25 protein-coding genes are annotated in these 25,054 nt (G+C 62.5%); 13 read left to right on the top strand and 12 right to left on the bottom strand.

What is annotated here, in order from left to right; all coding sequences use genetic code 11:
• Positions 1 to 335 precede the first annotated feature (335 nt).
• Complete coding sequence (locus VJX68_RS08755; RefSeq protein WP_324095297.1) at positions 336 to 2,084, top strand: S53 family peptidase; 1,749 nt, start codon at positions 336 to 338, stop codon at positions 2,082 to 2,084.
• Between the two features lie 166 nt (positions 2,085 to 2,250).
• Here the strand turns inward: VJX68_RS08755 and VJX68_RS08750 are convergent, their stop codons facing one another.
• From VJX68_RS08750 to VJX68_RS08735, 4 genes are all read right to left on the bottom strand, one after another.
• Complete coding sequence (locus VJX68_RS08750) at positions 2,251 to 3,561, bottom strand: MFS transporter (protein WP_324095296.1); 1,311 nt, start codon at positions 3,559 to 3,561, stop codon at positions 2,251 to 2,253.
• Positions 3,562 to 3,678: 117 nt separating this feature from the next.
• The gene (locus tag VJX68_RS08745) at positions 3,679 to 4,317 is read right to left on the bottom strand and encodes a peroxiredoxin (RefSeq protein ID WP_324095295.1); all 639 of its coding nucleotides are present in this window, start codon (positions 4,315 to 4,317) and stop codon (positions 3,679 to 3,681) included.
• A 142-nt stretch (positions 4,318 to 4,459) separates the two neighbouring features.
• The gene (locus tag VJX68_RS08740; protein ID WP_324095294.1) at positions 4,460 to 5,278 is read right to left on the bottom strand and encodes an enoyl-CoA hydratase/isomerase family protein; all 819 of its coding nucleotides are present in this window, start codon (positions 5,276 to 5,278) and stop codon (positions 4,460 to 4,462) included.
• Between the two features lie 318 nt (positions 5,279 to 5,596).
• Positions 5,597 to 6,394, bottom strand: coding sequence for a hypothetical protein (locus tag VJX68_RS08735; RefSeq protein ID WP_324095293.1), 798 nt, complete (start codon positions 6,392 to 6,394; stop codon positions 5,597 to 5,599).
• A gap of 761 nt (positions 6,395 to 7,155) precedes the next feature.
• Here VJX68_RS08735 and VJX68_RS08730 point away from each other — a divergent pair.
• From VJX68_RS08730 to VJX68_RS08710, 5 genes are read left to right on the top strand one after another with little or no spacing between them, the layout of a single operon-like run.
• Positions 7,156 to 7,527 (top strand): nuclear transport factor 2 family protein, encoded by a 372-nt coding sequence (locus VJX68_RS08730; RefSeq protein ID WP_324095292.1) that lies wholly within the window; start codon positions 7,156 to 7,158, stop codon positions 7,525 to 7,527.
• A gap of 7 nt (positions 7,528 to 7,534) precedes the next feature.
• On the top strand, positions 7,535 to 8,905 hold the full coding sequence (locus tag VJX68_RS08725) for an ethanolamine ammonia-lyase subunit EutB (protein ID WP_324095291.1): 1,371 nt from the start codon (positions 7,535 to 7,537) through the stop codon (positions 8,903 to 8,905).
• Complete coding sequence (gene eutC, locus VJX68_RS08720) at positions 8,902 to 9,750, top strand: ethanolamine ammonia-lyase subunit EutC (protein ID WP_324095290.1); 849 nt, start codon at positions 8,902 to 8,904, stop codon at positions 9,748 to 9,750. Before VJX68_RS08725 ends, eutC begins: the two co-directional genes overlap by 4 nt.
• Positions 9,750 to 10,163 (top strand): nuclear transport factor 2 family protein, encoded by a 414-nt coding sequence (locus tag VJX68_RS08715; protein ID WP_324095289.1) that lies wholly within the window; start codon positions 9,750 to 9,752, stop codon positions 10,161 to 10,163. Before eutC ends, VJX68_RS08715 begins: the two co-directional genes overlap by 1 nt.
• Before the next feature lie 19 nt (positions 10,164 to 10,182).
• On the top strand, positions 10,183 to 11,061 hold the full coding sequence (locus tag VJX68_RS08710; RefSeq protein WP_324095288.1) for a VOC family protein: 879 nt from the start codon (positions 10,183 to 10,185) through the stop codon (positions 11,059 to 11,061).
• 70 nt (positions 11,062 to 11,131) lie between these two features.
• Here the strand turns inward: VJX68_RS08710 and sat are convergent, their stop codons facing one another.
• The 5 genes from sat to VJX68_RS08685 all read right to left on the bottom strand — a co-directional run bounded on the left by sat (position 11,132) and on the right by VJX68_RS08685 (position 14,797).
• The gene (gene sat / locus VJX68_RS08705) at positions 11,132 to 12,307 is read right to left on the bottom strand and encodes a sulfate adenylyltransferase (RefSeq protein WP_324095287.1); all 1,176 of its coding nucleotides are present in this window, start codon (positions 12,305 to 12,307) and stop codon (positions 11,132 to 11,134) included.
• Entirely contained in the window at positions 12,304 to 12,846 is a 543-nt protein-coding gene (cysC, locus tag VJX68_RS08700; protein WP_324095286.1) for an adenylyl-sulfate kinase, read from the bottom strand. Before cysC ends, sat begins: the two co-directional genes overlap by 4 nt.
• Before the next feature lie 119 nt (positions 12,847 to 12,965).
• Entirely contained in the window at positions 12,966 to 13,712 is a 747-nt protein-coding gene (fabG, locus tag VJX68_RS08695) for a 3-oxoacyl-[acyl-carrier-protein] reductase (protein ID WP_324095285.1), read from the bottom strand.
• 16 nt (positions 13,713 to 13,728) lie between these two features.
• Positions 13,729 to 14,304 carry a hypothetical protein gene (locus VJX68_RS08690; RefSeq protein WP_324095284.1) on the bottom strand — a complete coding sequence of 192 codons (576 nt, stop codon included), beginning with the start codon at positions 14,302 to 14,304 and terminating at the stop codon, positions 13,729 to 13,731.
• Positions 14,305 to 14,371: 67 nt separating this feature from the next.
• Positions 14,372 to 14,797 (bottom strand): HesB/IscA family protein, encoded by a 426-nt coding sequence (locus VJX68_RS08685; RefSeq protein ID WP_324095283.1) that lies wholly within the window; start codon positions 14,795 to 14,797, stop codon positions 14,372 to 14,374.
• A gap of 144 nt (positions 14,798 to 14,941) precedes the next feature.
• On the opposite strand from VJX68_RS08685, the gene queG reads away from it, so the two are divergent.
• The 5 genes from queG to VJX68_RS08660 are packed head-to-tail and all read left to right on the top strand — an operon-like array spanning position 14,942 to position 19,777.
• Positions 14,942 to 16,051, top strand: coding sequence for a tRNA epoxyqueuosine(34) reductase QueG (gene queG / locus VJX68_RS08680; RefSeq protein ID WP_324095282.1), 1,110 nt, complete (start codon positions 14,942 to 14,944; stop codon positions 16,049 to 16,051).
• A gap of 60 nt (positions 16,052 to 16,111) precedes the next feature.
• Positions 16,112 to 16,936, top strand: coding sequence for a SirB1 family protein (locus VJX68_RS08675; RefSeq protein WP_324095281.1), 825 nt, complete (start codon positions 16,112 to 16,114; stop codon positions 16,934 to 16,936).
• Positions 16,937 to 16,958: 22 nt separating this feature from the next.
• Positions 16,959 to 18,368 carry a LutB/LldF family L-lactate oxidation iron-sulfur protein gene (locus VJX68_RS08670; protein WP_324095280.1) on the top strand — a complete coding sequence of 470 codons (1,410 nt, stop codon included), beginning with the start codon at positions 16,959 to 16,961 and terminating at the stop codon, positions 18,366 to 18,368.
• 1 nt (position 18,369) lies between these two features.
• A complete protein-coding gene (locus VJX68_RS08665) occupies positions 18,370 to 19,062 on the top strand; it encodes a LutC/YkgG family protein (RefSeq protein WP_324095279.1) in 693 nt (230 codons plus the stop codon).
• Positions 19,055 to 19,777 carry a (Fe-S)-binding protein gene (locus tag VJX68_RS08660; protein WP_324095278.1) on the top strand — a complete coding sequence of 241 codons (723 nt, stop codon included), beginning with the start codon at positions 19,055 to 19,057 and terminating at the stop codon, positions 19,775 to 19,777. The genes VJX68_RS08665 and VJX68_RS08660 overlap by 8 nt, the downstream gene beginning before the upstream one ends.
• Before the next feature lie 92 nt (positions 19,778 to 19,869).
• Here the strand turns inward: VJX68_RS08660 and VJX68_RS08655 are convergent, their stop codons facing one another.
• From VJX68_RS08655 to VJX68_RS08645, 3 genes are read right to left on the bottom strand one after another with little or no spacing between them, the layout of a single operon-like run.
• The gene (locus VJX68_RS08655; protein WP_324095277.1) at positions 19,870 to 21,579 is read right to left on the bottom strand and encodes an alpha/beta fold hydrolase; all 1,710 of its coding nucleotides are present in this window, start codon (positions 21,577 to 21,579) and stop codon (positions 19,870 to 19,872) included.
• Positions 21,580 to 21,610: 31 nt separating this feature from the next.
• The gene (locus VJX68_RS08650) at positions 21,611 to 22,621 is read right to left on the bottom strand and encodes a phosphotransferase family protein (RefSeq protein WP_324095276.1); all 1,011 of its coding nucleotides are present in this window, start codon (positions 22,619 to 22,621) and stop codon (positions 21,611 to 21,613) included.
• 20 nt (positions 22,622 to 22,641) lie between these two features.
• Entirely contained in the window at positions 22,642 to 23,292 is a 651-nt protein-coding gene (locus VJX68_RS08645) for a glutathione S-transferase family protein (RefSeq protein WP_324095275.1), read from the bottom strand.
• 123 nt (positions 23,293 to 23,415) lie between these two features.
• Between VJX68_RS08645 and VJX68_RS08640 the strand changes: the two genes are divergently transcribed.
• A complete protein-coding gene (locus VJX68_RS08640; RefSeq protein WP_324095274.1) occupies positions 23,416 to 24,777 on the top strand; it encodes a tetratricopeptide repeat protein in 1,362 nt (453 codons plus the stop codon).
• Positions 24,778 to 24,815: 38 nt separating this feature from the next.
• Positions 24,816 to 25,054, top strand: a 239-nt coding sequence (locus tag VJX68_RS08635) for a nitroreductase/quinone reductase family protein (protein WP_324095273.1), incomplete at its 3' end; no start/stop codon positions are given.

The following is a 25,054-nucleotide window of genomic DNA, read 5'->3' as shown; positions in this document are numbered from 1 at the left end:
CCGGCTATGCGGGCGCGGCGATCACACTCTCCCTCGGCCTTATCCGACCCACGCGACCTCGATCTGCCGCGCCGCGGTTGTTCCTTTCCTTCTGCACAACTCAATTCACAGATACAAGGCGGCCGGCCGCATCGCGGCCGGTAGGTGAGGGTTCTGCGATCCCATCACCAAAGCCAGCCTGCCGACTTAAAATCTGGTTCCTTCCTTGTCTCTCTGCTACTTGTTAAATTCTTAACCATTCCCGAGTTTATTTCGCCGCCGTTGAATCAATCCGCACCCGATTCTGCATATTAGATGGGAGGCTCCACAGAGTTTTGATGGGAAGGTTTGGGACGGTGCGCCAGTTTATCCTGGTGACAGCACTCACTTCGATTGTTGCGGTCGCACGGCCCGCGGCGGCCGGCGCTCCGCTTGCGATTCTCGAGGGTAACCATCCCGACGAGGCCGCGGAGATCGTGGGCGCTGCTGCCGCATCTCCTTCGCAGCCGCTCACGATGCACCTCACGATGGCGATTCGCAATCGCACCGAGCTCACGCGGCTGCTCGCCGATCAGCAGGATCCCGCGTCACCGGAATACCATCGATGGCTGACCCCCGATGAGTTCACCAATCGCTTCGGGCCCACGGACGCCGACCTTGCGCGAGTCGCGCGATGGCTCAAGCAAAAAGGTTTCACCGTCAAGTCCGCCGACGCCTCGACCCGCGAGGTTCTGTTCACTGGCACGGTCGCGCAGGCGCAAAGCGTTTTCGATGTGAAGATTGTCGCGACGCTCGACGGCCGCCTGTATTCCAACACCACCGATCCCGCTGTTCCTGCCAGCCTGGCGCCATTGATCGAATCGATTCACGGCCTCGACAATCTGCTGCACAGCTCGCCGATGGTGCGTCGCGTGTCGAAGAGCGCTGCGAGCGCGAGTTCGCCCGCCTCGATCGTCAATGGCGCGGGCCCGGCCTTCGGTCCGCCCGACATTTATATGTTCTACGGCGAAACGCCGCTGTTGACTGCCATTCCTGCTATCGACGGTAGCGGCGCCGGATGTATCGCGGTGGTCGAGGACTCGAATATCGACGAGCCCGCAGCGAATGCGTTCAACACCCAGTTCGGACTGCCCGCGCTGAAAAAAGCGGTGAACTTCAATCCGGTACTGGTTGACGGAACCGACCCCGGACAAAATTCGGATGAAGATGAAACGATGGTCGACGTGAACTATTCGCATACCGTCGCACCCGGTTCGAGTATCCGCATCTACCTCGGCGATCAGAACAGCACGCGGTCCTCAGCAATTCTCGACGCGATCCATGCGGCGGTGATGGACAAGAACCCGTGCACCGCGATCAGCATCAGCTTCGGATTCTGCGGCGGCTCGAAAGGTTTCTACAAAACGCAGAACGGTTTCTTTGCGCAGGCGGCGACGCAGGGGCAGGCCGTGTTCGTCGCGACCGGCGACGAAGGCGCGGCGGGCCTCAAACTGAACAAGAGTAAGAATAGTTGCGTGATCGGCACCACGCGCAACGTCAACGAGCTCGGCGCGTCGCCGAACGTGACCGCGATCGGCGGCACCGAGTTCACGCCTGACTACGTAGCCGGTAACGACGACGGCTTCGTCGCGGAGTCCGTATGGGATGACGGCAGCGGCGCGACGGGCGGCGGCCAAAGCAAAATCTTCAAGAAGCCCATGTTTCAGAAGGGGCTCATCAAGAAGGACAAAAAGCGCAACGTTCCCGACATCTCGTTCGGCGCCAGTCCCGCATCGCCCGGTTTCTTCTTCGGCGGCCGCGACAATCACAGCGCGCCGAGTGTCATATGCTGCATCGGCGGCACCAGTGTCGGCGCTCCGGCATGGGCGGGCATCAGCCAGCTAATCTCGGATGCCAGCGGCGCTCCAGCCGGCAATCTGAACACCCGAATCTACCAGCTAGGCGCAGAGTCCAACCCCGGGATAACAGGAATCCGCGACGTAACGTCGGGCAACAACGCTTACAACGGAGTCCCCGGCTTCCCCGCAACCCCCGGCTACGACAAATCCACCGGCTGGGGCACCGTCGACATGGGCCTCTTCGTCCCCGCGTATTTGGGCCCGTAATTCGTAAGTAACGGGCGAGGTAAGTTCGCCGCTCCCCTTAACCAGTTCTAACAGGGACGAAGTCCCGCATCTTTTCTTAGTACTAAGGTGCAGGGGTTACCCCTGCCGAAGGAAGCGTGAAACCCACCGCGGGTTTCACTACAATCAAGTCTCTCGTTCTATCTCGCTACGCGCGCAATCCTGCGCCGGGTTCTATTCGCTCGCCGTCGTGGGTTGCTATCAGCTCGGGCGGAATCGAGCGCAGGGCGGAGACTATCAGCGCGGTCGCCAGCGTGGTGATGATAACTGCCCACGCGAAGCCGCCACGGGAGTAGATCCAGCTTCCCAGCAAGTTGCCGGCATTGCCGGCCAGCGCGAAGGCTGAGGTGTTCGCCACCATCATCGCGGTTCCTTCCAGGCCCTTCGGGCAGGAACGCATGATCAGATCGATATACGCCGCCGTGGCGAATCCGCCGAATAGTCCGTACAGGACGGCGACCGCGATCGTGCTCGCGGGTCCTTGCGCGAGGAACATGATCGGTCCTTGCAGGATCGCGACTATCGTTCCCCACCACAGTAGGCGCGATAGCGGCGCGCGCACGCATAGCACGCCGTACAGCAGCGTCGTCGGCAGAAAGAACAACGACTGCAGCGCGGTGAAGGTGCCGAACAGTTCACTGGAAATCCGCACCCGCTCCGTCAAGTGATAGAACATCGGCGTGCCCCATCCCGGACTGAAGTTCCACAGGAAGTAGATTGCCGCCGCCGGCCACAACGGCCGATGGCGGATCAGGCGGCGCATCGCCGCGAACCCGGTTTCACCTCGCGCGAGCAAGCGCTCGAATTCACTCGAGGCCCCCAGGCGCCAGAAGGACTGCGTCGCGATCACAATCGTCACGCCGGCCGCGATCAGGAAGGTGCCGCGCACCGACGCATGCGCGACCAGCCATCCTCCGGCCAGCGCCGACAGCACCGCTGGCGTGAAGTAGCCGAAACTGAACACCACGCTCAGCCGCCCGGTCATCCCATGCGCCTGCGCCACGCCGGTCATCAGGGCCTGCGCCGCCGCAAAAATCATTACGTACACGGCGACGACGATGAACACGAGCGCTAGCAACTTGTAATAGTCAGTTGTCGATGTGGCTAACCACAAATACATACCAGCGGCCGCCAATGCACAGACCAGCAGGTATTGGCGATCGCCCCATCGCGCGCTTCTCCATCGATCCCTGATGAAGCCGAAGACGAATCCTCCGCAGACTGGTATCGAGCCAATCGCGAGGAAAACCGCAAGCTGTACCGGAGTAAGATGGAGGCCGTCTTTCAGGAAATAGGTAATCGGAATCGCGGCGATACCCAGCGGCGACCCCAATCCGACCGCGATATTCAGGAGCGCGAAATAGGCAAGGACCTCCCATTGCATCGCGGAGCCGTGGCCGGCTTCGAGAACGCTCGCATTTTCGTTTTCGTCGCGCGACGAGGGTAGCTCAATTTCCATCGGTCACAGCTCAGACAGTTTGGCAAGTCTCGCGACGGTGACGCGAGTGAAAACGAAAGCGGCTCCCCGAATCGGAGAGCCGCTTCTCTTGATACTGGGTGCAGGCGTAACCCCCTGCTACTTGCTCGGATCGGGCGTGATGCGCAGGTACGGCTTCACTACTTTGTAGCCCTTGGGGAATTTTTCCTTGAGGACTTTCTCGTCCTGCAGCGCGGGGACGATTATGCAATCCTCGCCCTTCTTCCAGTCGGCCGGAGTCGCCACCTGGTACTTGTCGGTGAGCTGCAGCGAATCGATCGCGCGCAGGATTTCTTGGAAATTGCGCCCGGTGCTGGCTGGGTAAGTCAGCGTGAGGCGGATCTTCTTGTTGTTGTCGATCACGAAAACCGAGCGGACCGTCAGCGTGTCGTTCCACTCGGGATGAATCATGTCGTAGAGCTTCGCAACCTTCTTGTCGCCGTCGCCCAGGATCGGGAAATTCATCTTGGTGTGCTGCGTCTCTTCGATATCGCTGACCCACTTCTTGTGCGACGGCACGTCATCGACGCTCACTCCAATCGCCTTGATATTGCGCTTGTCGAACTCACCCTTGAGCTTGGCGACCGTGCCGAGCTCGGTCGTGCAGACCGGGGTGAAGTCCTTGGGATGCGAAAACAGAATCGCCCACTTGTCGCCAATCCATTCATGAAAATGGATCGGCCCCTCGGTGGAATCCTGCGTAAAATCCGGAGCCACGCTTCCAATGTGAAGTGCCATATTCGTCACCTGCCTCTTGAGTTTTTTCTTTTAGTGCGTCGCCTCACCAACTCGACGGCGAAGCCCGCTTCGATTAAGAGATAAATAAGACTCAGTAAGTTATCTACCTACCGTCAAGCATCATACCGGTCAAGACCATACTTTAGCTTTTCGCCTTCTTGAAATTTGGTTTGCGCTTCTCCAGAAACGCCGCGACGTATTCCTTGTGCTCGGGGCTGACGTAACACTTCTCGAGCGCGAAGCCCTCGAAGGCCATCGCGGTTTCGAGCGTGCCGTCGAGTCCCTGGTACAGCGCCTTGCGCGTGAACGCGAGCGAGGTCGGCGAGCATTGCAGCATGTCGCCCGCGATCTCGTGCGCAGTCGTCATGAGGTTCGCGAGCGGCACGACGCGGCTCACCAGACCCATCGCGAGGCATTCGGCTGCGCTGTACTGCCGGCCCGTCAGTATCATCTCGGCGGTGCGCGCGAGTCCAATCAGCCGCGGCATCAGGTAGCTCGAGCCCAGCTCGCTCATCAGGCCGACGCGCGGGAAGATGACGCCCATCTTCGCGTTGTCCGACGCTATTCGCACGTCGAACAGCAGTGGAATCGTGCATCCTACCCCGAGCGCGTAGCCGTTGATCGCGGCAATCGTCGGCTTGGACAGATTGCGCATCACCTGTGGCAGCGACACGACCGCGCGTGCGCGACGCTCGGTCGCGGCCGGCTTGTCTTCCTGCTTCGCTTCGCGCGTCTTGATGTCGGACGCGAACATTCCCATGTCGGCGCCGGCGCAGAACGCGCGCTCGCCTGCGCCGGTGATGATGATGACGCGGACATCCGCGTCGGCATCGGCACGAAGCATCGCGTCGGTGATCTCCGCGCCCATCGTCGTGGTGTACGCGTTCATCTTGGCGGGACGATTAAGCGTAACCGTCGCGACTTCATCCGCCACGTCATAAAGAATCGTCTCGTAAGCCATCGCCGAAACTCCGCCGCTAAAGTTTTCAACCGCGCGCTATGCGCCTTTCTGTCTCCTCTCCCCGTTAGGGAGAGGATGAAGGTGAGGGTCCTTTTGTAGCGCGCTCTTTTGCGCGCGATTCAGGATTCCGCCTCCCCCGTCCTACTCTCGTCGCCCTTCCCTCGAGGAAGGGGCTAGAGGTCAGGCTCTTATCTCTTCTTCCGCGCCTTCTTCCGCGATTCCCTGGTCTTCGCCTGCAGTCTCGACTTTTTCCGTTTGCGCCGCCGCTTGATCTCTTTTTGTCGTTCGCTTGCCATCTAACCTCTCTTCTTTTCTCTCTTAGTCCAGCGGGACCGTCCGTTCCACCTTTGCACCGGAATCGAGATGGATTCCAGCCGAGGTTGCATAGGGTTTGCCCTTGCCGGACTGATTTTCCACATAAGCGTCGTAGTCGCCTGGGTCAAGCTTGAAGCGATGCTCGACCCCGGGGTCGCTTTCCGCGACTTTGGTCTGCGTGCCCGCGCGCAGGATTACCACGCGCGTCGAGTTGTCGAACGGAATCTTCGACATCACGGGCTGCACCAGCAGCTCGGCCTTGACGACTTCGCCCAGCGTCAGCGACGCGCCATGGCCGGGCGCGAGCTGGATCGCGTGCCAGTCGTAGCCTTGCGGCGGCGCATCGACGTGCACGTCCACCTCGCTCGGCGCGAACAGATACTTGTCACCAGAAATAAAGCTGGCGACCTTTGTGTGCGGGAGGTCGGTGGTAGTCACGGTCACGCCGAAACCGGGATCGGCGCCGGTCTTGTCTCTCACTTTGACCTCGAGCACCGCGACATTTGTTATGAGCACGGTGTGAGTGCGGCCGGCCTCGATCTGGACGCCGTCCTTGACGATCTGCCCGCCGACGATTGGCAGGACAAGTCTGTATTCGCCCGGCGCCAGCGCGATCGTCGATCCCGCCGTGACCTGCCCGGCCTCCTTCCCATCCGCCGCGATCACGTGCGCAGGATTCTTCGCCCCCGCCCCGTCATCCCCAAGCACATCAAGCTTGAGGTTCCCTGTCTGCGCCGCATGCACGATCGAGACGGCCGCAAGTAAGGCTATGGCGAACGCAAGCAGTCGAATCAGTCTCATATCTGTCTCCTCTCCCTGTCCTGTTAGGGAGAGGATGAAGGTGAGGGTCCTTTTACAGCGCTACGCGCGATTTAAGATTCTGCCTCTGCCCACTGCGCATGTGAAGGTTACGCAAACTTCTCCTCATAGCCGACGTGGTATCTTATGAAAGCATCGTCCCGCGCGCCACTCCGGGCAGCCCCCCTCTGTCATCCCGACGAAGCGAGCAACGCGAGCGGATGGAAGGATCTCGGACAGCGGCGCGGCCCTCTCTGTCATCCCGACGAAGCGGCAACGCGAGCGGATGGAAGGATCTCGGACAGCGGCACGGCCCTCTTCTGTCATCCTGACGAAGCGAGCAACGCGAGCGGCGGGAAGGATCTCGGACAGCGGCACGGCCCTCTTCTGTCATCCCGACGAAGCGAGCAACGCGAGTGGCAGGAGGGATCTCGGACAGCTTCGCGCCCGCGAAGCCGGTTCCGGTTTTGCGTTGCTGCACACCAACATCCTCCTACACAAGGCCCAAAAGTTCAGGGATGAACTTTTCAGCCTGAACGCCTTCGGAACGGACGTGCTACATCTAGGCTATGAACAACCCTCAGGACACCCCATACTCACCGTCCTCGCCCGAAACCCTGCGACGCCAGCTTCCTGCAAAAACAATTTCCGACGGAACGAAACTACCCTTGGTAGCGGAGCAGTCCCAAAACCACTACCGATGGTATGAACTCCTTTCGCGCATACCATTTCCCCTTACCGCCGCGCCGCGTTAGGTTGTCTCCATGCCCACCTCGAGCGCGCGTGTTGAAGCATGGAAGGCTGCGTGGGAAAGCCGCGATCCGGCGCGCGTCGTCGCACTCTACACTCGCGACGCAACTCATCAGAGCTCGCTCATCGCGAAGATTTATCCGGAGCTGGGCCGGCTCGCACTGCAAGGACATCATGAGATCGCCGTGTACGCGCGCCGCGGCCTTGCGCGCTATACCGAACTGCGGTTCGAGATCCTCACCCTCACCGAATCCGGCGATCGCGCTGCGGTCGAATACCGGCGTCACTCGAATATCGACGGCGCAAATCCCGCGTACGTGCTCGAGCTGATCGAATGGCGCGACGCGCTGATCAGCGGCGTTCGCGTTTTTCATTTTGGCGCATAACCTTTAGATGAAGCTCTCGACGCGACTCCTCGGCAAGTCCTACCGCTTCCTCTCCGTCAAAGGACTACTCGCGCGCGCCAACGAAGCCCGCTCGGGCGACGAACTCGCCGGAATCGCGGCGCACTCCGAGCAGGAACGCATCGCCGCCAAGACCGTGCTCGCCGATCTCACGTTGAACGACCTGCGCGAGAACCCGGTCGTCGCCTACGATCGCGACGAAGTGACGCGCGTAATCGACGACGCGCTCGATCGCGACGCATTTGCCAGTGTGCGCAACCAGACGGTCGGCGAGTTTCGCGAATGGCTGCTCGACGACGCGACCACCGGCGACGCGCTCCTTTCGACCGGCCGCGGAATCACTGCGGAGATTGCCGCCGCGGTCGCCAAGCTATGCACTAATCTCGACTTGATCACGATTGCGTCGAAGATTCGCGTCGTCACTCACGCGCGCACCACACTTGGACTCGCGGGCCGGCTCTCCACGCGCCTGCAGCCCAACCATCCGCGCGACGATCTCACAGGGATCGCAGCCGCGACTTACGAGGGCCTCGCGTACGCGACCGGCGACGCGCTCATCGGAATCAACCCATGCATCGACGAGCCCGACAACATCCGCCGCCTGCTCGAACTCACCGCCGGCATCATCGATCGCACCGGCGTGCCCACGCAGAACTGCGTGCTCGGCCATATCACGACGCAGATGCGCGCGCTCGAGGCCGGCGCGCCGATGGACATCATGTTCCAGAGCCTCGCGGGCACGCAGAAGGGCAACGCCGGCTTCGGCATCACCGTCGCGATGCTCGACGACGGCTACGCAATGATTCGCGAGACGGGTCGGCTGCGCTCGGCGAACCTGATGTACTTCGAAACGGGGCAGGGCTCGGAACTGTCCGCCGGCGCGCACGAGGGCGCCGACCAGGTCACGCTCGAGGCGCGATGCTACGGCCTCGCGCGCCGCTACTCACCGTTGCTGGTCAACACGGTGGTGGGATTCATTGGGCCTGAATATCTCTACGACGCGAAACAGATCACGCGCGCCGGCCTCGAGGATCACCTGATGGGCAAGTTGCTCGGCGTCCCGCACGGCGCCGACGCCTGCTACACCAATCACGCGCGCGCCGATCAGAACGACTGCGAAAATCTCGCGGTGCTGCTCGCGGCCGCCGGATGCAACTACTTCATGGCGGTGCCGATGGGCGACGACGTGATGCTCTCGTACCAATCCACCAGCTACCACGACGCCGCTGCGCTGCGCGCAGTGCTCAAGCTGCGACCCGCGCCCGAGTTCGAAGAATGGTGCAAGCGTCGCGGAATCCTGCGCGACGGCCGCCTCACTGCTCGTGCAGGAGATGCCAGAATTGTGATGGGCCAGCATTGAAAAAAATCGAGCCCGACCCGAACAAGAATTTCGACGCGATGCGCAAATCCACCCCCGCGCGCCTCGGCTTAGGCCGCGCCGGCACGCGCTACACCACGGCCGCGATGCTCTCTCTGCGGGCCGATCACGCGCGCGCTGTCGATGCGGTCATGACGCTGGTTGCGCCAGATTGGCCGCGGCGCAACGGCTTGCTCGAAGTTCACTCGCAAGCACTCACGCGCGAGGATTACATCCGCTATCCCGAACGCGGTCGCCGTCTTACTGATGTTGATGCTGCACGGATCAAGCGCGTCGCGCCGCGTGGCCGCGGCAAATCGGCGGTGCCGAGCGTCCTGCTATGCATCGGCGGCGGACTCTCGTCGGCCGCCGTCGAGAAGAACGCAGGACCGCTGCTGCGCGCGCTCATGCGGCTGCTCGCGGCGCGATATCGGCTGCTGAAGCCGATCTTCATTCGCAACGCGCGCGTCAGAATCGAGGACCATCTCGGCGAAATTCTGCGCCCCGACGTCGTCTGCATGATCGTCGGCGAGCGCCCCGGCCTCGTCACCGCGGAGAGCCTGAGCGCATACGTGATCTTTCGCCCCACGCTCAAATCAATCGAGCCCGACCGCACCGTGATATCGAACATTCATCGCGGCGGCATTCCGATCGCCGAGGCCGCCCGCAAAATCGCAGCGCTGCTCGACGACGCAATCAAATTCCAGGCATCCGGCGCCGCCCTGGCGCAGAAAACCACGCCGACAATATGGGTGCCGATACTCTCCAGCTTTCCTTTCCGAATACTGGGTCCAGGGGTCACCCCTGGCTGGCGCCTGCTCATCCGAAAAACTACGCTGGAGGCCTGATGTCCGATCGTGAATCAGTGCTCGCCGCCAACCGCGCCTTTTACGACGCCTTCGAAAGTCTCGACGCCGAAAAGATGGAAGCGGTCTGGCTGAAAGACCCGCGCATCATTTGCATCCATCCCGGATGGCGCAAACTTTCGGGATGGGGCCCGATCATGTCGAGTTGGGAGCGTATCCTCGACAACGTGTTCGAGATGAAGTTCGAGCTCGGCGAGATCGAGGTGATGATTAGCGGCGACCTGGCGATCGTCGTCGTCGAGGAAAATCTCACACAGCGCGGCTACGACGGCACGCAGCGCTCGAACGTGCTCGCCACCAACGTCTTCGAGCGCGTCGGCAATGCATGGTTCATGGTGATGCATCATGGGTCGCCGGTGATCGCCCCGCCCGACGACGAGCCGCCGCTCCAGTAACGCGAGGATAAAATCGACGATGCTCAAACGCGTTGACGGAGTTCAGATCGCGGTCGCGGACAGCGCCGCCGCCGAGAAAGTTGTTGCGGAAGTCTTCGGCGGAGAACTCGTTCGTCGCGACAAGGCGGCGCCGGTTGCCGCCAAGCGATCCACGATGCAAGCCGGCGCGAGCCTAGTCGAAATTCTCGAACCCGACGGCGCAGGCGCGGTCCAGGATTTCGTCTCGAAATGTGGCGGCGGACTGTTCGGCGCGGGATTTTCGGTGGACGACCCCGGCGCCGCGGCACATCATCTTGCGAAGTGCGGCGTCAACTTCGAGCAATTCGCGGGACAACTGTATCTCGACGCCGCCGCGACGTTTGGGATGCGCACCGTCATTTCGCAGCATCACGAACGCGCGCCCGTCGGCGCGATCAAGTGGGCCTACGAAGTCACCAACGTCGTTGGCGATTGGAAGGCGGCGTCAGACCGCTATGCGCGCATCTTCGGTCTCGACGCGGCGAAGTTCAGCCCGATTGAGAGCAAGCAGTTCGGCTACACCGGCACGCTCACTCTGTTCGATCCTCCCGCGCGCCTTGACCGCATCGAGATCGCGCAGACCACCGACGCCAACCTTGCGATGGGCCGCTTCCATCAACGCCGCGGCGACTCGCTGTACATGTTCTTTGTCGAGACCGACGATGTCGGCGCACTCGAGAATCGCCTGCAAGCGCGCGGCTCCCGCTTCGTAGCCCACACTCGCGACCAGGCAGGCCTCGCGGAACTGTTCATCCATCCATCGGCGTTCCTCGGCGTGCTGGTCGGCGTGAGCCGCACCGAGCACGCCTGGACCTGGTCGGGCGACCCCGCCCGCGCAAAGCGCGCCGCAAAAGACCGCGCGCTCGAGCAAGGAACTTAATTGAAATGAAACCCACCGTGGGTTTCAACCTTCCTTGGGCAGGGGTAACCCCTGCACCTTAGTATTGAAACTACTTGGCGTCGCGCATTGCTTTCACGAGGATCGCTGCTAGTTCCGGGCGCGTGAATTCTGGCGGGGGCGCTTCGCCGGCGCGCAGCATCTCGCGGACTTTTGTGCCTGACAGGATTACGCGGTCTGCGTCTGAGTGCGGGCAGGTCTTGTACGACGCCATCGAGTTGCATCGTTTGCAGTAGAATGTGTTCTCGAACATCAGCGGCGTAATTCCCAGTTCCGCGGGCGCGAAACGCTCGAAGATTCTCTGCGCGTCATAGCTGCCATAGTAACTGCCGACGCCCGCGTGGTCGCGCCCCACGATGAAATGCGTGCATCCGTAGTTGCGCCGCGCGATCGCGTGCAGGATCGCCTCGCGCGGTCCGCCGTAGCGCATGTGCGCCGGGAACACGCCGATCATCGCGCGGTCCTTGGGGTAGTACGCGTCGAGCAGCACCTTGTAGGTCTCCATCCTGACCGCGGCAGGCACGTCGTCGCCCTTGGTCTCGCCGACCAGCGGATGAATCATCAGGCCGTCGCAGATTTCGAGCGCCGCTTTCTGGATATACTCGTGCGCGCGATGGGTCGGGTTGCGGGTCTGGAAGGCGACGATCTTTTTCCATCCACGCTCGCGAAACGCCTCACGCGTCTGCCGCGGCTCGCGCGGGTACTCCAGAAACGTGCGGCCCGGTATCTCCTCGATGAGCGTGACCTTGCCCGCAAGGCAGTATGGCGGCATCGCGGTGACGTTCTTCGCCCCCGGATGCGCGTCCTCCGCGGTGCCGAATACGTTTTGCGCTTCGTTCTTACGATCGACTTTGTAGGTTTCCGCCAGCTTGAGAATCGCCAGCCGCTTGCCGTCCTCGGTCGCCAGCGCGATCTCAGTTCCGGTCTTCAGCGATTTCGCGGTGGCCTCATCGACGCCGAGCGTGATCGGAATCGACCACGGCACTCCCGACGCCAGTCGCATATCGTCGCGCGAGCGGGTGTAGTCCGGCTCGCCCATGAAGCCGGTCAGGGGCGAGAACGCGCCCGTCGCGAGCATCTCGAGATCGGCGAGGTCGCGCGCATTGAGCGTGACGCTCGCGAGCTTCGCCGCGTACGCCGCCAGCGCAGTGCGCTCGGAGGCCGGCGCTTTCAGATCGACCAGCTCGCCTCCCCCGTGCGGCGAGATTGCGTCCTCGCGCACGCTCATCGCCGCGCTCCCTTGCTGATGTAGTTCAGCTCCTCGAGGCGCCCGAGCAACTTGCCCAGGCTCTGATCAACAGTCTCGATGCTACTATCCACTATCAGTTCGGGCTTCAGTGGTTCTTCGTACGGGTCCGACACGCCCGTGAAAGATTTGATCTCGCCGGCCAGCGCCCTTTTGTAGAGCCCTTTAACGTCGCGCTCGACGAGTTTGTCGATCGTGCATCGCACATAGACTTCGAAGAAGCGCTCGTGATTGCGCCGCACTTCGTCGCGAACGTCGCGGTAGGGCGAAATCGCCGCCGAAATCGCGATCACGCCGTTGCGCGCGAGCAGATGGCAGACGTAACCGATCCGCCGGATGTTGATGTCGCGATCCTCCTTGGAAAACCCGAGTCCCTTGGAGAGATTGGTGCGGACTTCGTCGCCGTCCAGGATTTCGACGCGATGCGCGCGCTTGCGCATTTCTTCAGCCGCCAGATTCGCAAGCGTGGATTTCCCCGCCCCGGAAAGGCCCGTAAACCACAAGGTAAACCCTTGATCCATCGGCAAAAGCTAAAGCTCCTTAAGAATAGATTACTTACCGAACTCTACAAGTTACTTAATCTAGTCGGACGAAACAAGGTTGAACGGATAACCCGTGTGCGTCGCCCTGCGCTACGCGATTACATCGCCAGCCCGCCGTCTACCTGGATTACTGCGCCTGTGATGTATGATGCGGCGTCGCTTAGTAGGAATGCGGCCATCGGGACTACGTCCTCGACTTTACCGAAGCGTCCTAGCGGAATCATCGCGAGCGCTTGTGCGCGATTCTCTTCGGGAAGTGCGGCCGTCATGTCGGTCTCGATGAAGCCAAGAGCTAGTGCGTTGACGCGCACACCTAGCCGTCCCACCTCTTTCGCGACGGATTTTGTAAGACCTATAAGTCCCGCCTTCGCCGCCGAGTAGTTCGCCTGTCCCGGCAGTCCGATAAGTCCGCTGACCGACGTGATATTGATGATCGAGCCGCGCTTCGCCTTCATCATCATGAACGCCGCCGCGCGCGCGAAATTGAACGCGCCCGTCAGATTGACGCGGATAACCTCATTCCAGTCCTCCTCCGACATCATCACGAACACTTTGTCGCGCGTCATGCCCGCGTTGTTGACCAGCCCGTCGATTTGCCCGAATTCCTTCTTGGTCGCGTTGACCATCTCGCGCACGCTCTTCAAATCGCCAACATCGACCTTGTACGCGAGCGCCTTCACCCCGAGCTTCTCCATTTCGGCCTTGAGCTCGGCCGCATTCTGATCGCTCTTGAGGTAATTGAACGACACGTTGGCGCCGCGCCGCGCGACTTCAAGCGCGATCGCCCTGCCGATTCCGCGCGTCGCGCCGGTGACGATGACTCCACGCCCTTCCAGATCCTTCATCTTGAGCTCCTGAACTTCAGGCCGTGTCCGCCGCGGCCATCTCGCGCTCGAGCGTCGGCCGGTACTGAGCGATGTACGACAGATAATTGTATCCGAAGGCGCGCTCAAGCTCGGCGCCGTACTTCGGTGGCTCGGCGCCGAGGTCCTTCGCCAGCCACGTCAGCACCATCCATTCCTCGGAGCGCGGCGCCTTGCGCAGCGCGTCCCGCCGGATCATCACCTGCATCGGCTTGACGCCCGCAATATGCGCCAGCAGCGGGATCATCTCGCTGTCGTTGTTGGTCATCTCGTCGCGCGCGAACAGATTCGCCGAGTAGACCAGCATTGTGACGATGCACGCCGCTACTGTGTCAGGCGTCGCGCGATCGCTATACATCGCAAGCGGCCCTTTCGGTGAAAGCGCATAGGCAAGGAAGTCGGTGTTGGCGTCGAGAATCGTCGAGATGAACTGGACGGCGCGCGGCGAGCCCGCCTCGGCCAGGCGCGCGCGCGTCGCGTCGAGTCCCGGCTTCGCCAGCCGCCGCATGAAGCGCCGGCGCGCCGGAGACAGCCAGTAGATCAATCCAGCCAGCATCGTCGATCCGTCTAACACGCCCTTTCCTGAAAAGAAAAAGGCCGCCCCGAGCGGAGCGGCCTGGCAAATCAATCAGTGAGAAATGTTATGCGCTGAACGACGACCCGCAACCGCAGGTGCGGCTCGCGCGCGGATTGTCAAAGCGGAATCCCGCGCCATGCAAGCCCTCGACGTAGTCGAGCGTCGTGCCCGCGATATACGGCAGCGAAATCTCGTCCACGAACACCAGCACGCCGCCGAAGTCCGTCGCCCGGTCGCCTTCCTTCTGCGTGTCGAAGTTGAGCGAATACTGAAACCCGGAGCATCCGCCCCCGACCACGCCGATTCGCACCCCATGCTCCGCGCCGAGACTTTCCTTCGCGCGCATCTTGCGCACCATCTCGACCGCCTTGGGCGTTAGCTTAACGTCGGGCAGCGACGCGGTGTCAACTCGCTCGGCGGGCGCCTGCTGCTCGGCATGCTTGTGCTCATGCTCATGCCCGTGATGCTCGATATGAAGTCCTTCGGCCATTTTGCTGGAAACCTCCAATCAGGAGCGCTCACGTGTCGCTCATGCTCTCCACCAAGAAATTAATCGTAGCCCAATAGTCGAGTCAATGCAGCCACAATTATCAGCGCGAAAAGCCCTTCCAGATGCTAGCGTTTTGGAACCGCCATGGATTCTCTACGTGAAACGCTAACGCGCGTCGCCAACGAGCGGGGATTCGTGCTGGTTGGATTTGCGCGGCTGCATCCACTGAGCGAGCGCGAGGACTTCTATCGTCAATGGCTCGCCGTCGGCGGTCACGCGTCGATGACTTACCTTGCGAAAGATCCCGAGCGCCGCTTCGACCCGCGCCGTCTGGACTCGCGCTACAGGTCCGTCGTGAGCCTCGGCTATCCGTACGCGCCGCACGCGACTCCCAAGGTCGACTGGCGCGGCGAGATGCGCGGCAGAATCGCGGCGTACGCGCTCGGCCGCGACTATCACGACGTCGTGAAGAAGGGGGCGCGCTCGGTCGGCAACGTGATACGGCAATTGCGTCCCGGCTCGATTACGCGCACCTACGTGGACACCGGGCCGGTCTTCGAGCGCGAATGGGCGTCGCAGTCGCGCATCGGATGGTTCGGCAAGAACACGATGATTCTGAATCGGGACCACGGTTCGTATTTCTTTCTCGCCGAGATTTTCACCGATGTGGAATTCGAGGCGACGACTGAGCCTTACCGCGAGCATTGCGGGACGTGCCGGCGATGCCTCGACCTGTGTCCGACCGGCGCGCTCGCCGACGGCTACGTGATGCGCTCTGACCTGTGCATCTCGTATCAGACGATTGAAAATCGCGGCGCGATTCCGCGCGAGCTGCGCTCGAAGCTCGGCAACTGGATCTTCGGCTGCGACATCTGCAACGCCGTCTGTCCGTGGAACGACGAGCATGCGGCTGACGGTAACGCGGACGATCTGCTGCCGCTCTTGCCCGAGCTGCTCGCGCTCAGTGACGAGGAGTTCGGGCTGCGCTTCACGGTGAGCGCGGTAAAGCGCGCCAAGCGGCGCGGGTTGTTGCGCAACGTCGCGGTCGTGCTCGGCAACACCGGAAATCCCGAAGCGGTAGCGCCGCTCGCACGCTCGATCGAAGCCGAGTCCGAGCCGTTGATTCGTTCGCACGCCGCGTGGGCGCTCGGTCAAATCGGAGGAAGCGCGGCGCGTCGAGCACTCGAGCGCGCGCTGCGCGACCACGACACCGCGGTACGCCGAGAGGCAACGGCCGCCCTCGAAACAAACTGAACGCAGCCGCTTGTCAAAGCATCGGCGCAAAGCAACACTGTTACGAACGGTGCCCACGCGATGAACGACGCACAACGGGAATTTGCGACGCTTGCGGCAAAAGAACCGGTGCCATTGGCTCGCGGCGCGCTGCTGATCGCGAAGGAAGAATACCCGAACCTCGACATCGACGAGTATCTCGACAAGATTGCGACGCTGGCGCGCGAAGCCGAGCCAATCGTCCGCGCGGGCGAGGACACCGTCGAGCGCGTCCAGTTGCTGTCGCATTTTCTGTTCGAGTTGAAGGGCTTCGAGGGCAACGCGCAGAACTACAACGACCCGCGCAACTCGTTTCTGAACGACGTGCTCACTCGACGGCTCGGAATTCCGATCACGCTCTCGCTGGTGTATCTCGAAGTTGGCCGCCGGCTCGGAATCAATCTCTATGGCGTCTCGTTCCCGACCCATTTCCTGGTCAAGGCAGTGGACGAGCGCGGCGAGCTGATCATCGATCCGTATGTCGGCGGGAAGATTCTCGCGCTCGACGAGATTCGTGCGCGCCTGACGCAAATCTACGGGCAACCGGTTGAGTTGAATCCCGCGATGCTGAAGGCGCGCGGCGCGCGCCACATCCTGGCGCGGATCCTCCGCAACCTGAAGATCATCTATATGGGCGCGTCGGATTGGACGCGCGCGCTGGCGGCGCTGGACCGGATCATCATACTCGAGCCGCGCGCGCTCGACGAACTGGTGGAGCGCGGCGGCCTGTTCGAGCGGCTTGAATGCTTCAAGCCTGCCCTCGACGACTATCAAAGTTTTCTTTCGCAGGCGCCCGAGCATCCCGCGGCCGAGGCGGCGCGCGAAGCGGTGCTGCGCCTGATACGCCAAGTCGCGTTGATCAACTGACTACTGTCGCGCGACATCCGAGATGGCTGAATTTCCGAAAGCCCGCGATTTCTTCGAGTCGAGCACCGCCGCCGTCGGCGACCATGAGCTGCGGCGCAAGCTCGAGAGCGCCAGCGCGCGGCATCTCGATCACTTCGCGCAAGTCAAAGCGGAGTTCCCGCCGTACGACGACGAACGCGATGCGGCGCATCGAATCAAGACCGACGCGATTGCGCATCTCGACGAATTGCTGATCGAGCTGACGTCAAAGCTCGAAGCGCGCGGATGCAAGGTGTTCTTCGCCGAAGATGCAGCCCAGGCGCGCGACTATATCGTCGCACTCGCGAAGGCAAAGGGCGCAAAGAACGTCGTCAAGGGCAAGTCGATGACGACCGAGGAGATCGATCTCAACGACGCGCTCGCGCGCGCGGGGATCAACGCGGTCGAGACCGACCTCGGCGAGTATATCGTGCAGCTTCGCGGCGAGCGCCCGTCGCATATCATCACGCCCGCGATTCATCTGTCGAAGGAAGACATCGGGCAACTCTTCACCGATAAATTCGGCATCGAATACACGGCGGAGCCCGAGAAACTCACGGCCGAAGCGCGCTCCCGCCTGCGCGCGATTTTCCTGGCCGCGGACTTCGGCGTCACCGGCGTCAATTTCGCGATCGCGGAAACCGGCACGCTGATCGTCGTCGAGAACGAAGGCAACGGCCGGCTGTCGAGCACGATGCCCGAGACGTTCGTGGCAGTCATGGGGATCGAGAAGGTCATCCGGCGGCTCGAAGACGTGAGCCACTTTCTGGAAATTCTCGCGCGCACCGCGACTGGGCAAAAACTGACGACCTACACCAGCTTCATCACGGGGCCGCGGCGAGAGGGCGATCTCGACGGGCCGGGCGAGATGCACGTAGTGATCCTGGACAACGGGCGCAGCTCGATGCTCGCGGATCCGGTCCTGCGCGAAGCGTTGAATTGCATCCGATGCGGCGCGTGCCTGAACGTATGCCCGATTTACCGACGCATCGGCGGTCACGCGTATCGCTCGGTGTATCCGGGGCCGATCGGATCGATCGTCAGCCCAAATCTCTTTGGCAGCGCCGCGGGCTACCTGCCGTTCGCGTCGACGCTGTGCGGTGCGTGCAAGGACATCTGTCCCGTCAAGATCGACATCCCGCGAATCCTGCTACATTTGCGTTGGAAAGAAAGCACCGGCGCGCATCCGCTCAAGTGGCCGCGAGCGATCGAGCGGGCGCGGCGGGGAGCGCGAAGGTTTGCAAAAACGGCACGCTATCCGCGCACGGTCCGCGCGCTTGGAAAATTTGCCGCGATGGTGCTGAAACCATTCGCGCACGATGGTTATCTGCGTCGGATGCCGGGACCGTTCGGCAACTGGACGAAGTATCGCAACTTCCCGCGCCCGCGCCCGCATAAGCGCCCGCCAAGCTGACGTGGCAGAGATTCACAAAATAATCGCGAGCGTAAAGGACGCGCTCGGCGCCGGCGCGCGGAGCAATCCGCACGACGCGGCCGCGAGCGCGGCGGTGCCGGTGTCGCCGTCGGCGCAGCGGACGGAGCTCGCATCGACGTTCGCGCGCGAGCTTGAAGAAGTCGGCGGCAAGTTTCTCGGAGTACTCAGTCCGGCCGAAGCGACTGATCTAATAGTCGATCTCGCCGGCGAGCTCGGCGTGAAGACCGTTGCGCTTGGTCAGGGCATCGTGAGCGATATGGATGCGATCGGCGAGGCGCTCGAGCGCGCGGATTTCAGGATCGTTCGCACGGTGCCGGTGGCGGACACGGAGCGCGCTGCGATGCGCGCGCGCGTCGCGGATGCCGAGCTCGGCATCGCGGAGGCGGACTTCGCAATCGCCTCGACCGGCACGCTGGCGGTAGTTTCAAACGCGAATCGGCCGAGTTCTCTCACGCTGTTGGCGCCGGCGAGCCTTGTGATCGTTCAGATCGATCGCGTGATGACAAATCTCGCGGCGGTGCTCACCGCGATGGGGCCGAGTGGCGTCGCGTCGAATCGATTGACGTTGATCACTGGCCCGAGCCGGACCGCGGATATCGAGAAACGAATCGTGCTCGGCGTGCACGGCCCCAAGTCGCTGCACGTGATCGTGGTGTGGCCGCACGATGACTGAAGTCCAACTATTCTCGACCTGCCTTGCCGAGGAATTTTTTCCCGAGGTCAACGACGCCGCCGCGACTGTGCTCGAGCGGCTGCGGCTCAAGGTGACGCCCGTGCGCAGCGCGTTCTGCTGCGGGCAGGTGGCGTTCAACGAAGGCATGCGCGAGCAGGCGGTCGATCTCGCGCGGCGATTTCTGAATTCGGTCGAGCCTAGCGTTCCGATCGTCGTGCCGTCGGGCTCGTGCACCAGCATGCTGAAGATCTTTTACGGCGACTTGCTCGCCGACGATCCCGCGCTGGCGGCCAAGGCGATGGCGATTCGGCCGTGGGTGTTCGAGCTGTCGCAGTTGATCGTCAACGTGCTGAAGGTGAAGTATCTCGGCGCGCGCTATGAGCGGGCCGTCGCGTATCATCCGTCGTGTCATCTGATGCGCGAGCTCGGCGTGCGCGACGAGCCGATGACGCTGCTGAGCGCCGTGGCGGGAATCAAAATCTGCGAGCTGCGCGATCGCGAGGAATGCTGCGGCTTCGGCGGGATGTTCTCGGTGAAGTTCCCGCACATCTCGGCATCGATGCTCGGCGACAAGATGACGCGCATCAGGGAGAGCGGCGCGGAGGTCGTGGTCGCGAACGACTGCGGATGTCTGATGCAGATCGGCGGCGGCTTGAGCCGCGCCGGCGAAAAGATCGAGGTGCGTCATCTGGCCGAAGTGCTCGCGGCGAGGTGAAGGAGAAGCTCGCGGCGTCCGCCAACGATCCTGGTCCAGTGACCTCTCCTTGTCCAAGGAGAGATTATTGGAGCAGGAGAGGAAGCAGAGACTTAGTGGCGTTCGTGGACGTATAGGCCGGGGGCTGGTTCGCCTGCCTTATACAACTCGCTACCTAACGTCTTCGGTGCGGGGCGTTCGTCGCCCGAACGCGCGGCTACCCACTTGAGCCAGTGATCCCACCAAGTGCCTTTGTTCTCGACCGCGCCCTTGGCCCATTCGTCGGGATCTTCGGGGAGGCGCGCGCTGATGTAGTAGCGGGCTTTGAAGTTGCCCGGCGGATTGACGAGGCTCTGGATGTGGCCGCTCGAGCCGAGCACGAATTCTATTCTGCCGCCGAACATTCTTGTTGCGCGATAGCATGCTCGCCATGCGCAGATGTGATCGGTCATGCCGGCGACGAGGTAGAGGTCGTTTTTCACCGCGCGCAGATCGATCGGCGTGCCGAGCACCGAGACGTCGCCGCCGCGCGTCAGCGGATTTCTCAGGAATAGATCGAGGAAGCCGGCGTGCAGCCTGGCCGGAAGATTTGTCGAGTCGGCGTTCCAGTAGAGAATGTCGAACGGCGCGGGATCGTTGCCTAGCAGGTAGTTGTTGACCCAATAGTTCCACACGAGATCGTTCGGACGCAGCCAGGCGAAAACGCGCGCCATGTCGCCACCGTCGAGCACGCCCTTTTCCGCCGAGCGATCGCGCGCGGCCTTGATCGCATCCTCGGTCGCGAACATCCCGGTCATCGAAGGCAGGCTCGTGTCGAGCATCGTGACGAGCAGCGTCACCGCGTTGACGCGCTTGTCGCCCGACGCAGTGATATGCCCGAGCATCAGCGAGGTCGTGATGCCGCCGGCACATACGCCGAGCACGTTGCAATCGGGACTGCCGGTGATCTCGCAGGCCGCCGCGAGGGCGTCCTTGCACGCGGTCACGTATTCGTCGAGACCCCAGTTGCGATCGCGCGGGGTCGGGTTGCGCCAGCTTATCGTGAACATCGGGATACCGTGCTTGACCGCGTACTCGACGAAGCTGCGGCCGGGCGCCAGGTCCATGATGTAGAACTTGTTGATTTGCGGCGGGATGAAGAGCAGCGGGCGCTCGTAAACTTTGTCGGTCGCGGGGGCGTACTGGATCACCTCGCAGACCGGGCTGCGGAACACGACGGCGCCGGGCGAGAGCGCGAGATTTTTGCCGACTTCGAATGGCCGTTTGTCCACCGTCGACGGCATCCCGCCGTTGTTCTGGAGGTCGCCGAGGAAGTTGCGCAGCCCCCAGAACACGCTCATCCCGGCGGTGTCGAAGGCGCGCTTGAGTGCCGCGGGATTGAGCCAGAACGCGTTGGTGGGCGCAAGCGCCTCGGTCATCAACGTGACGGCGAACTTTTGCTGCTCGACCTCCTTCCACTCGACGCTTTCATCCTGGTTGACGAGATCGTGCATCGCGGTGCGCCACGCGAGGTAGGTCTGCATCATGCGATGGTAGAGCGGATGCTGCGTCCAGGCCGAATCGGCGAAGCGCCTGTCGCCGGCTTCGGGAGCCACCGAGGAAACGCCCGCCGCGATCTGCCCCAGCTCGAGCCAAAGTTGGAAGGCACGCGAGGCGACCGTGGCGGGTTGCGACGCGATATGCGTCATCAGGGTCGTCAAAGTTCCGACCACTTGGGTGGCGTCGAGACCGACGAACGGATTTGCGCCCAGCAGCGCGTTCAGCGCGGGATGGTTTTCTTCGGGGGTCAAAATTTCAGGCTGCCGCTTGGCTGCACCGTCCATGTCGCCACCTCCTGTTCCGAGAGACTGCTCGCTAGCCTAACAGTTCGAGGCCGTGGTCGAACATCCGCGGCGCGGACAACGCCGTGTCTTCCCATAAGGGATCGTGGCGCTTGCCGCGCCGGTGCAGCATCAGGTTAAAGCATGTGATCACGCCGAAGCGGTAGCCCGCGAAGGCGCGGAACCATCGCACTTCGGGAATCGACACGGGAAAACCGGCGGCCTCGGAGTACGCATCGACGATCTCGTCGGCGTTCAGCAGCGAGCCGCGGCCGGGGTCCACGCCGACCCAGCTCGCGGGATCGGAAAAAAAGCAGATCCAGCCGAGGTCGAGCAGGGTCGCGCCGACCAGCGAGATTTCCCAATCGATCAGCGCGACGACGCGTTCCTCGTTGAACAGCACGTTCGACCATTGGAAGTCACCGTGGACGCATCCGATGCGCGCCCCGGCGGGCAGGCTCGAGCGCAGGCGCTCGCGCAGTTCGGGCGCGCGCGCGACGACGGCGGGATCGAGCGTCGGGCGGTCGAGCAGGTAGTCCAGGCGCTTGAGCTCCTCGCTTAGCGCGAACGGCTCGCCCCATGCGTCGCGGCGCGGCTCCCACGGGACGTTGTGCAGCGCGGCCATCGTCGCGATCCCCTTGCGCGCCAGTCGTTTCAGGTGCGCGAGGGGCAACGTGGATTCGCCGAGCTTGAACCCTTCGACAAAGCCGCCGACAAAGTACGGCCGATCGAAAAACTCGGGCTCGTCGCCGTACCAGATGATCGGCGGCACCGCGACCGGCGTGTCGGCAAGCGACGCCATAACGCGCGCCTGCCGCACGATGTCGGCCGGTCCTGAAATTTTGACACCGGGAGGGGCGATGCGCACGACGAATTTTCCCGCCGGCGTCGCGCCGCGCTCACTGCGCTCGAGGATGAAGCTGTAGCTGAAGCCGGCGTGACCGGGCAGCGATTCGAGCGAATGGACTCGCGCGCGGGGGTCATCGGTCTTCGCGCGCACGAGTTTCGTCAGTTGCGCGGTTACCTGTTCGATATCTCCGGGCATCGCAAAAGCGATCTCGCCGGCTAACCCTTCATCCCGGTTTTCGCCGACGCGGGATGCAGGCTCGACTTGGCGCTGGGCCGCGACCCGACGCGCTTGAACCAGGCGTTCACATTCTTCACCGACGGATCGAGTGGCTGATTGACGCTGCCGCCGAAGTCGAGCGCGCAATACAAAATGATGTCGGCGACGGTGAACCGATCGCCCGCGACGTAATCCTTGCCCTCGAGCAGCTTGTCGAGCCACTTGAGCTTGTCCTGCACGATCGCCTTCAGACCGGCGGCCGCCTCGGGCAGAACGCGCATCCGATCCTTGAACATCTGCAATCCCTCGGAATAGCGGAAGCCGTTGTAGAGATGCTCGGTGATCAGCAACTCGACGCGGCGCTGCCATTGGCGGGCCTCGGCGCGTTCCTCGGCGGTGGTGCCGATGAGCGCGGGCGTCGGATGTTTCTCTTCGAGGTATTCCCAAATCGCGACAGTCTCGCCGATACACTTGCCGTTGTCGAGCTCGAGCGCCGGCACTTGTCCGCCGGGATTGCGATCGGTGTAGGGCGGCTTGCGATTTTCCGCCGCCATCATGTCGACATTCTTGGTCGGGATCGCAATTCCCTTCTCGGCCAGGAACATTCGCATCGCGCGCGGATTGGGTCCAAAAGCGTCATAGAGCTGCATGGTCGTTTGCCTCGCGAAAAATGGACTTGCGAGCGGGGACTATACAACAGGAGCCTCAAAAGCGGGAACCCGAAATACGGGGCGTGTTGCGCTGGAATGAAGCGGTCATGTAGGAATTTGCTGATGCGATTTTGTCCTCAATGCGGCGCGCCCTTGCTGGCTGGCGCAAAATTCTGCGTGGAATGCGGCCGCGCGCTGGACGTCGCAGCATCGGGCGCCGGCGAATCTGGCAGCGCCCGGGGCGGCCCGAACGCCGGGCGCAATACGATTACGACGGCGTTTGTGTTTGTGTTCGTTGCGCTCGCCGTCGTCGGTCTGGCGGCCGCGGCGTGGATCTATGTGAAGACGCCGGAAGTGGTGCGCGAGCAAATCGCCGTCGCGCCGCCACCGGTCGCCAGCCCGCCAAGCGCCGGCGCTCCCGCGTCGAGTCCGGGCGCAGTGGCGCCAAGCCAGCCTGCGCCGGAGCAGAATGTCGCGGCGAATCCGGCGGCGGGAGGAACTCAGAATGGCGGTCTGCCGCCGGGACATCCAACGATCGAGCTGCCGACCGAGGCTCGCTCTTTTGTCGATAAGATCGAACGAGATGCGATCGCGAAACCTAAGGACGTCACGGCGTGGAACAAATTCGGCGCAGTTTCGATGCGCGCGGCGATGTTCGATCAATCCTATTACGGCAAGGCCGAGGAAGCGTACGGACACGTGCTGAAGCTGCAGCCCGACAACCTCGACGCGCTGCGCGGTATCGGCGATATCGACTACGACAAGCAGCTCTACGACCAGGCGATCGCCGCGTACGAGCACTACCTGAAGAAGAAACCGGACGATCCGGAAGTCCGCACCGACCTCGGCACGATGTATCTCTACACCGGCAACGCCGATCAGGCGGTCGTGCAGTACAAGAAAGTGATCGCCGCCAATCCCGGATTTTTCCAGGCGCGCCTCAACCTGGGAATCGCCTACGCCCAGGAGAATAACGCCGAGGACGCGGTTGCCACGCTCAAGCAGGCGCAGGCGCTCGCCCCCGACGACACTTCACGCGCCCAGGTGAAGGATCTGCTGGCAAAGCTCACCGGCGCGCCGGCCGCATCTGCCGCGGCGCCGCCATCGCCGGGAGCGCAGCAGAGTGCGGCGGCGAGCACGCCGGGATCGTCCGCGACGGCGGCCCCGCAAGCATCCGCATCGCCCGCTTCATCGCCGGCGGCCGGAAAAAAGGATTTTCACGGCGCGGTCGAGGATATGGTGCGAGGCCTGCCAATCGCGGGACCGAAGGTCAGCTCCGTCCAGTGGCCCGCCAAGTTCAAGGCCAAGGTCCTGATGGACAGCTTTCCGATGGACCAAATGCCTGCGAAAGCGAAAGAATCGTTCCTGGCCGAGCTGAAGCTGAAAATCGGCAAAGCCAAGAAGGACCACCACGTTTCATCGCAGGTCCAGGTCGATTTCGTCGATGGCGCGAGCGGACGCGTGATGGAAACCGTCACCAGGTAGCCGGCCCGGGCTGCGCGTCCAGCGCGAGGAGCATGACTATGGCATCGAAGTCCTCCGAACGGCTGCGCCGGGTCGGGAACACGCAGACGATGCGTCTGACTCACTACGGACGCAAAAGCGGCCGCCCCTACGAAGTGATTATCTGGTACATGCTCGACGACGGCCGGCTATATCTGGTCACGTCGAACGCCGAGCGCAGTTGGGTGCGCAATGTGAAAGTGCGACCCGCGATCTCGTTTCGGATCGGCGACGAAGTTTTCAGCGGCGACGTGCGCGT

Origin of the sequence: Binatus sp. (SeqCode) (assembly GCF_035272065.1) — a bacterium.
Classification (GTDB): domain Bacteria; phylum Desulfobacterota; class Binatia; order Binatales; family Binataceae; genus Binatus.
Note: the sequence above shows the minus strand (reverse complement) of the source record. Positions and strands in the feature narration are given on the sequence as shown.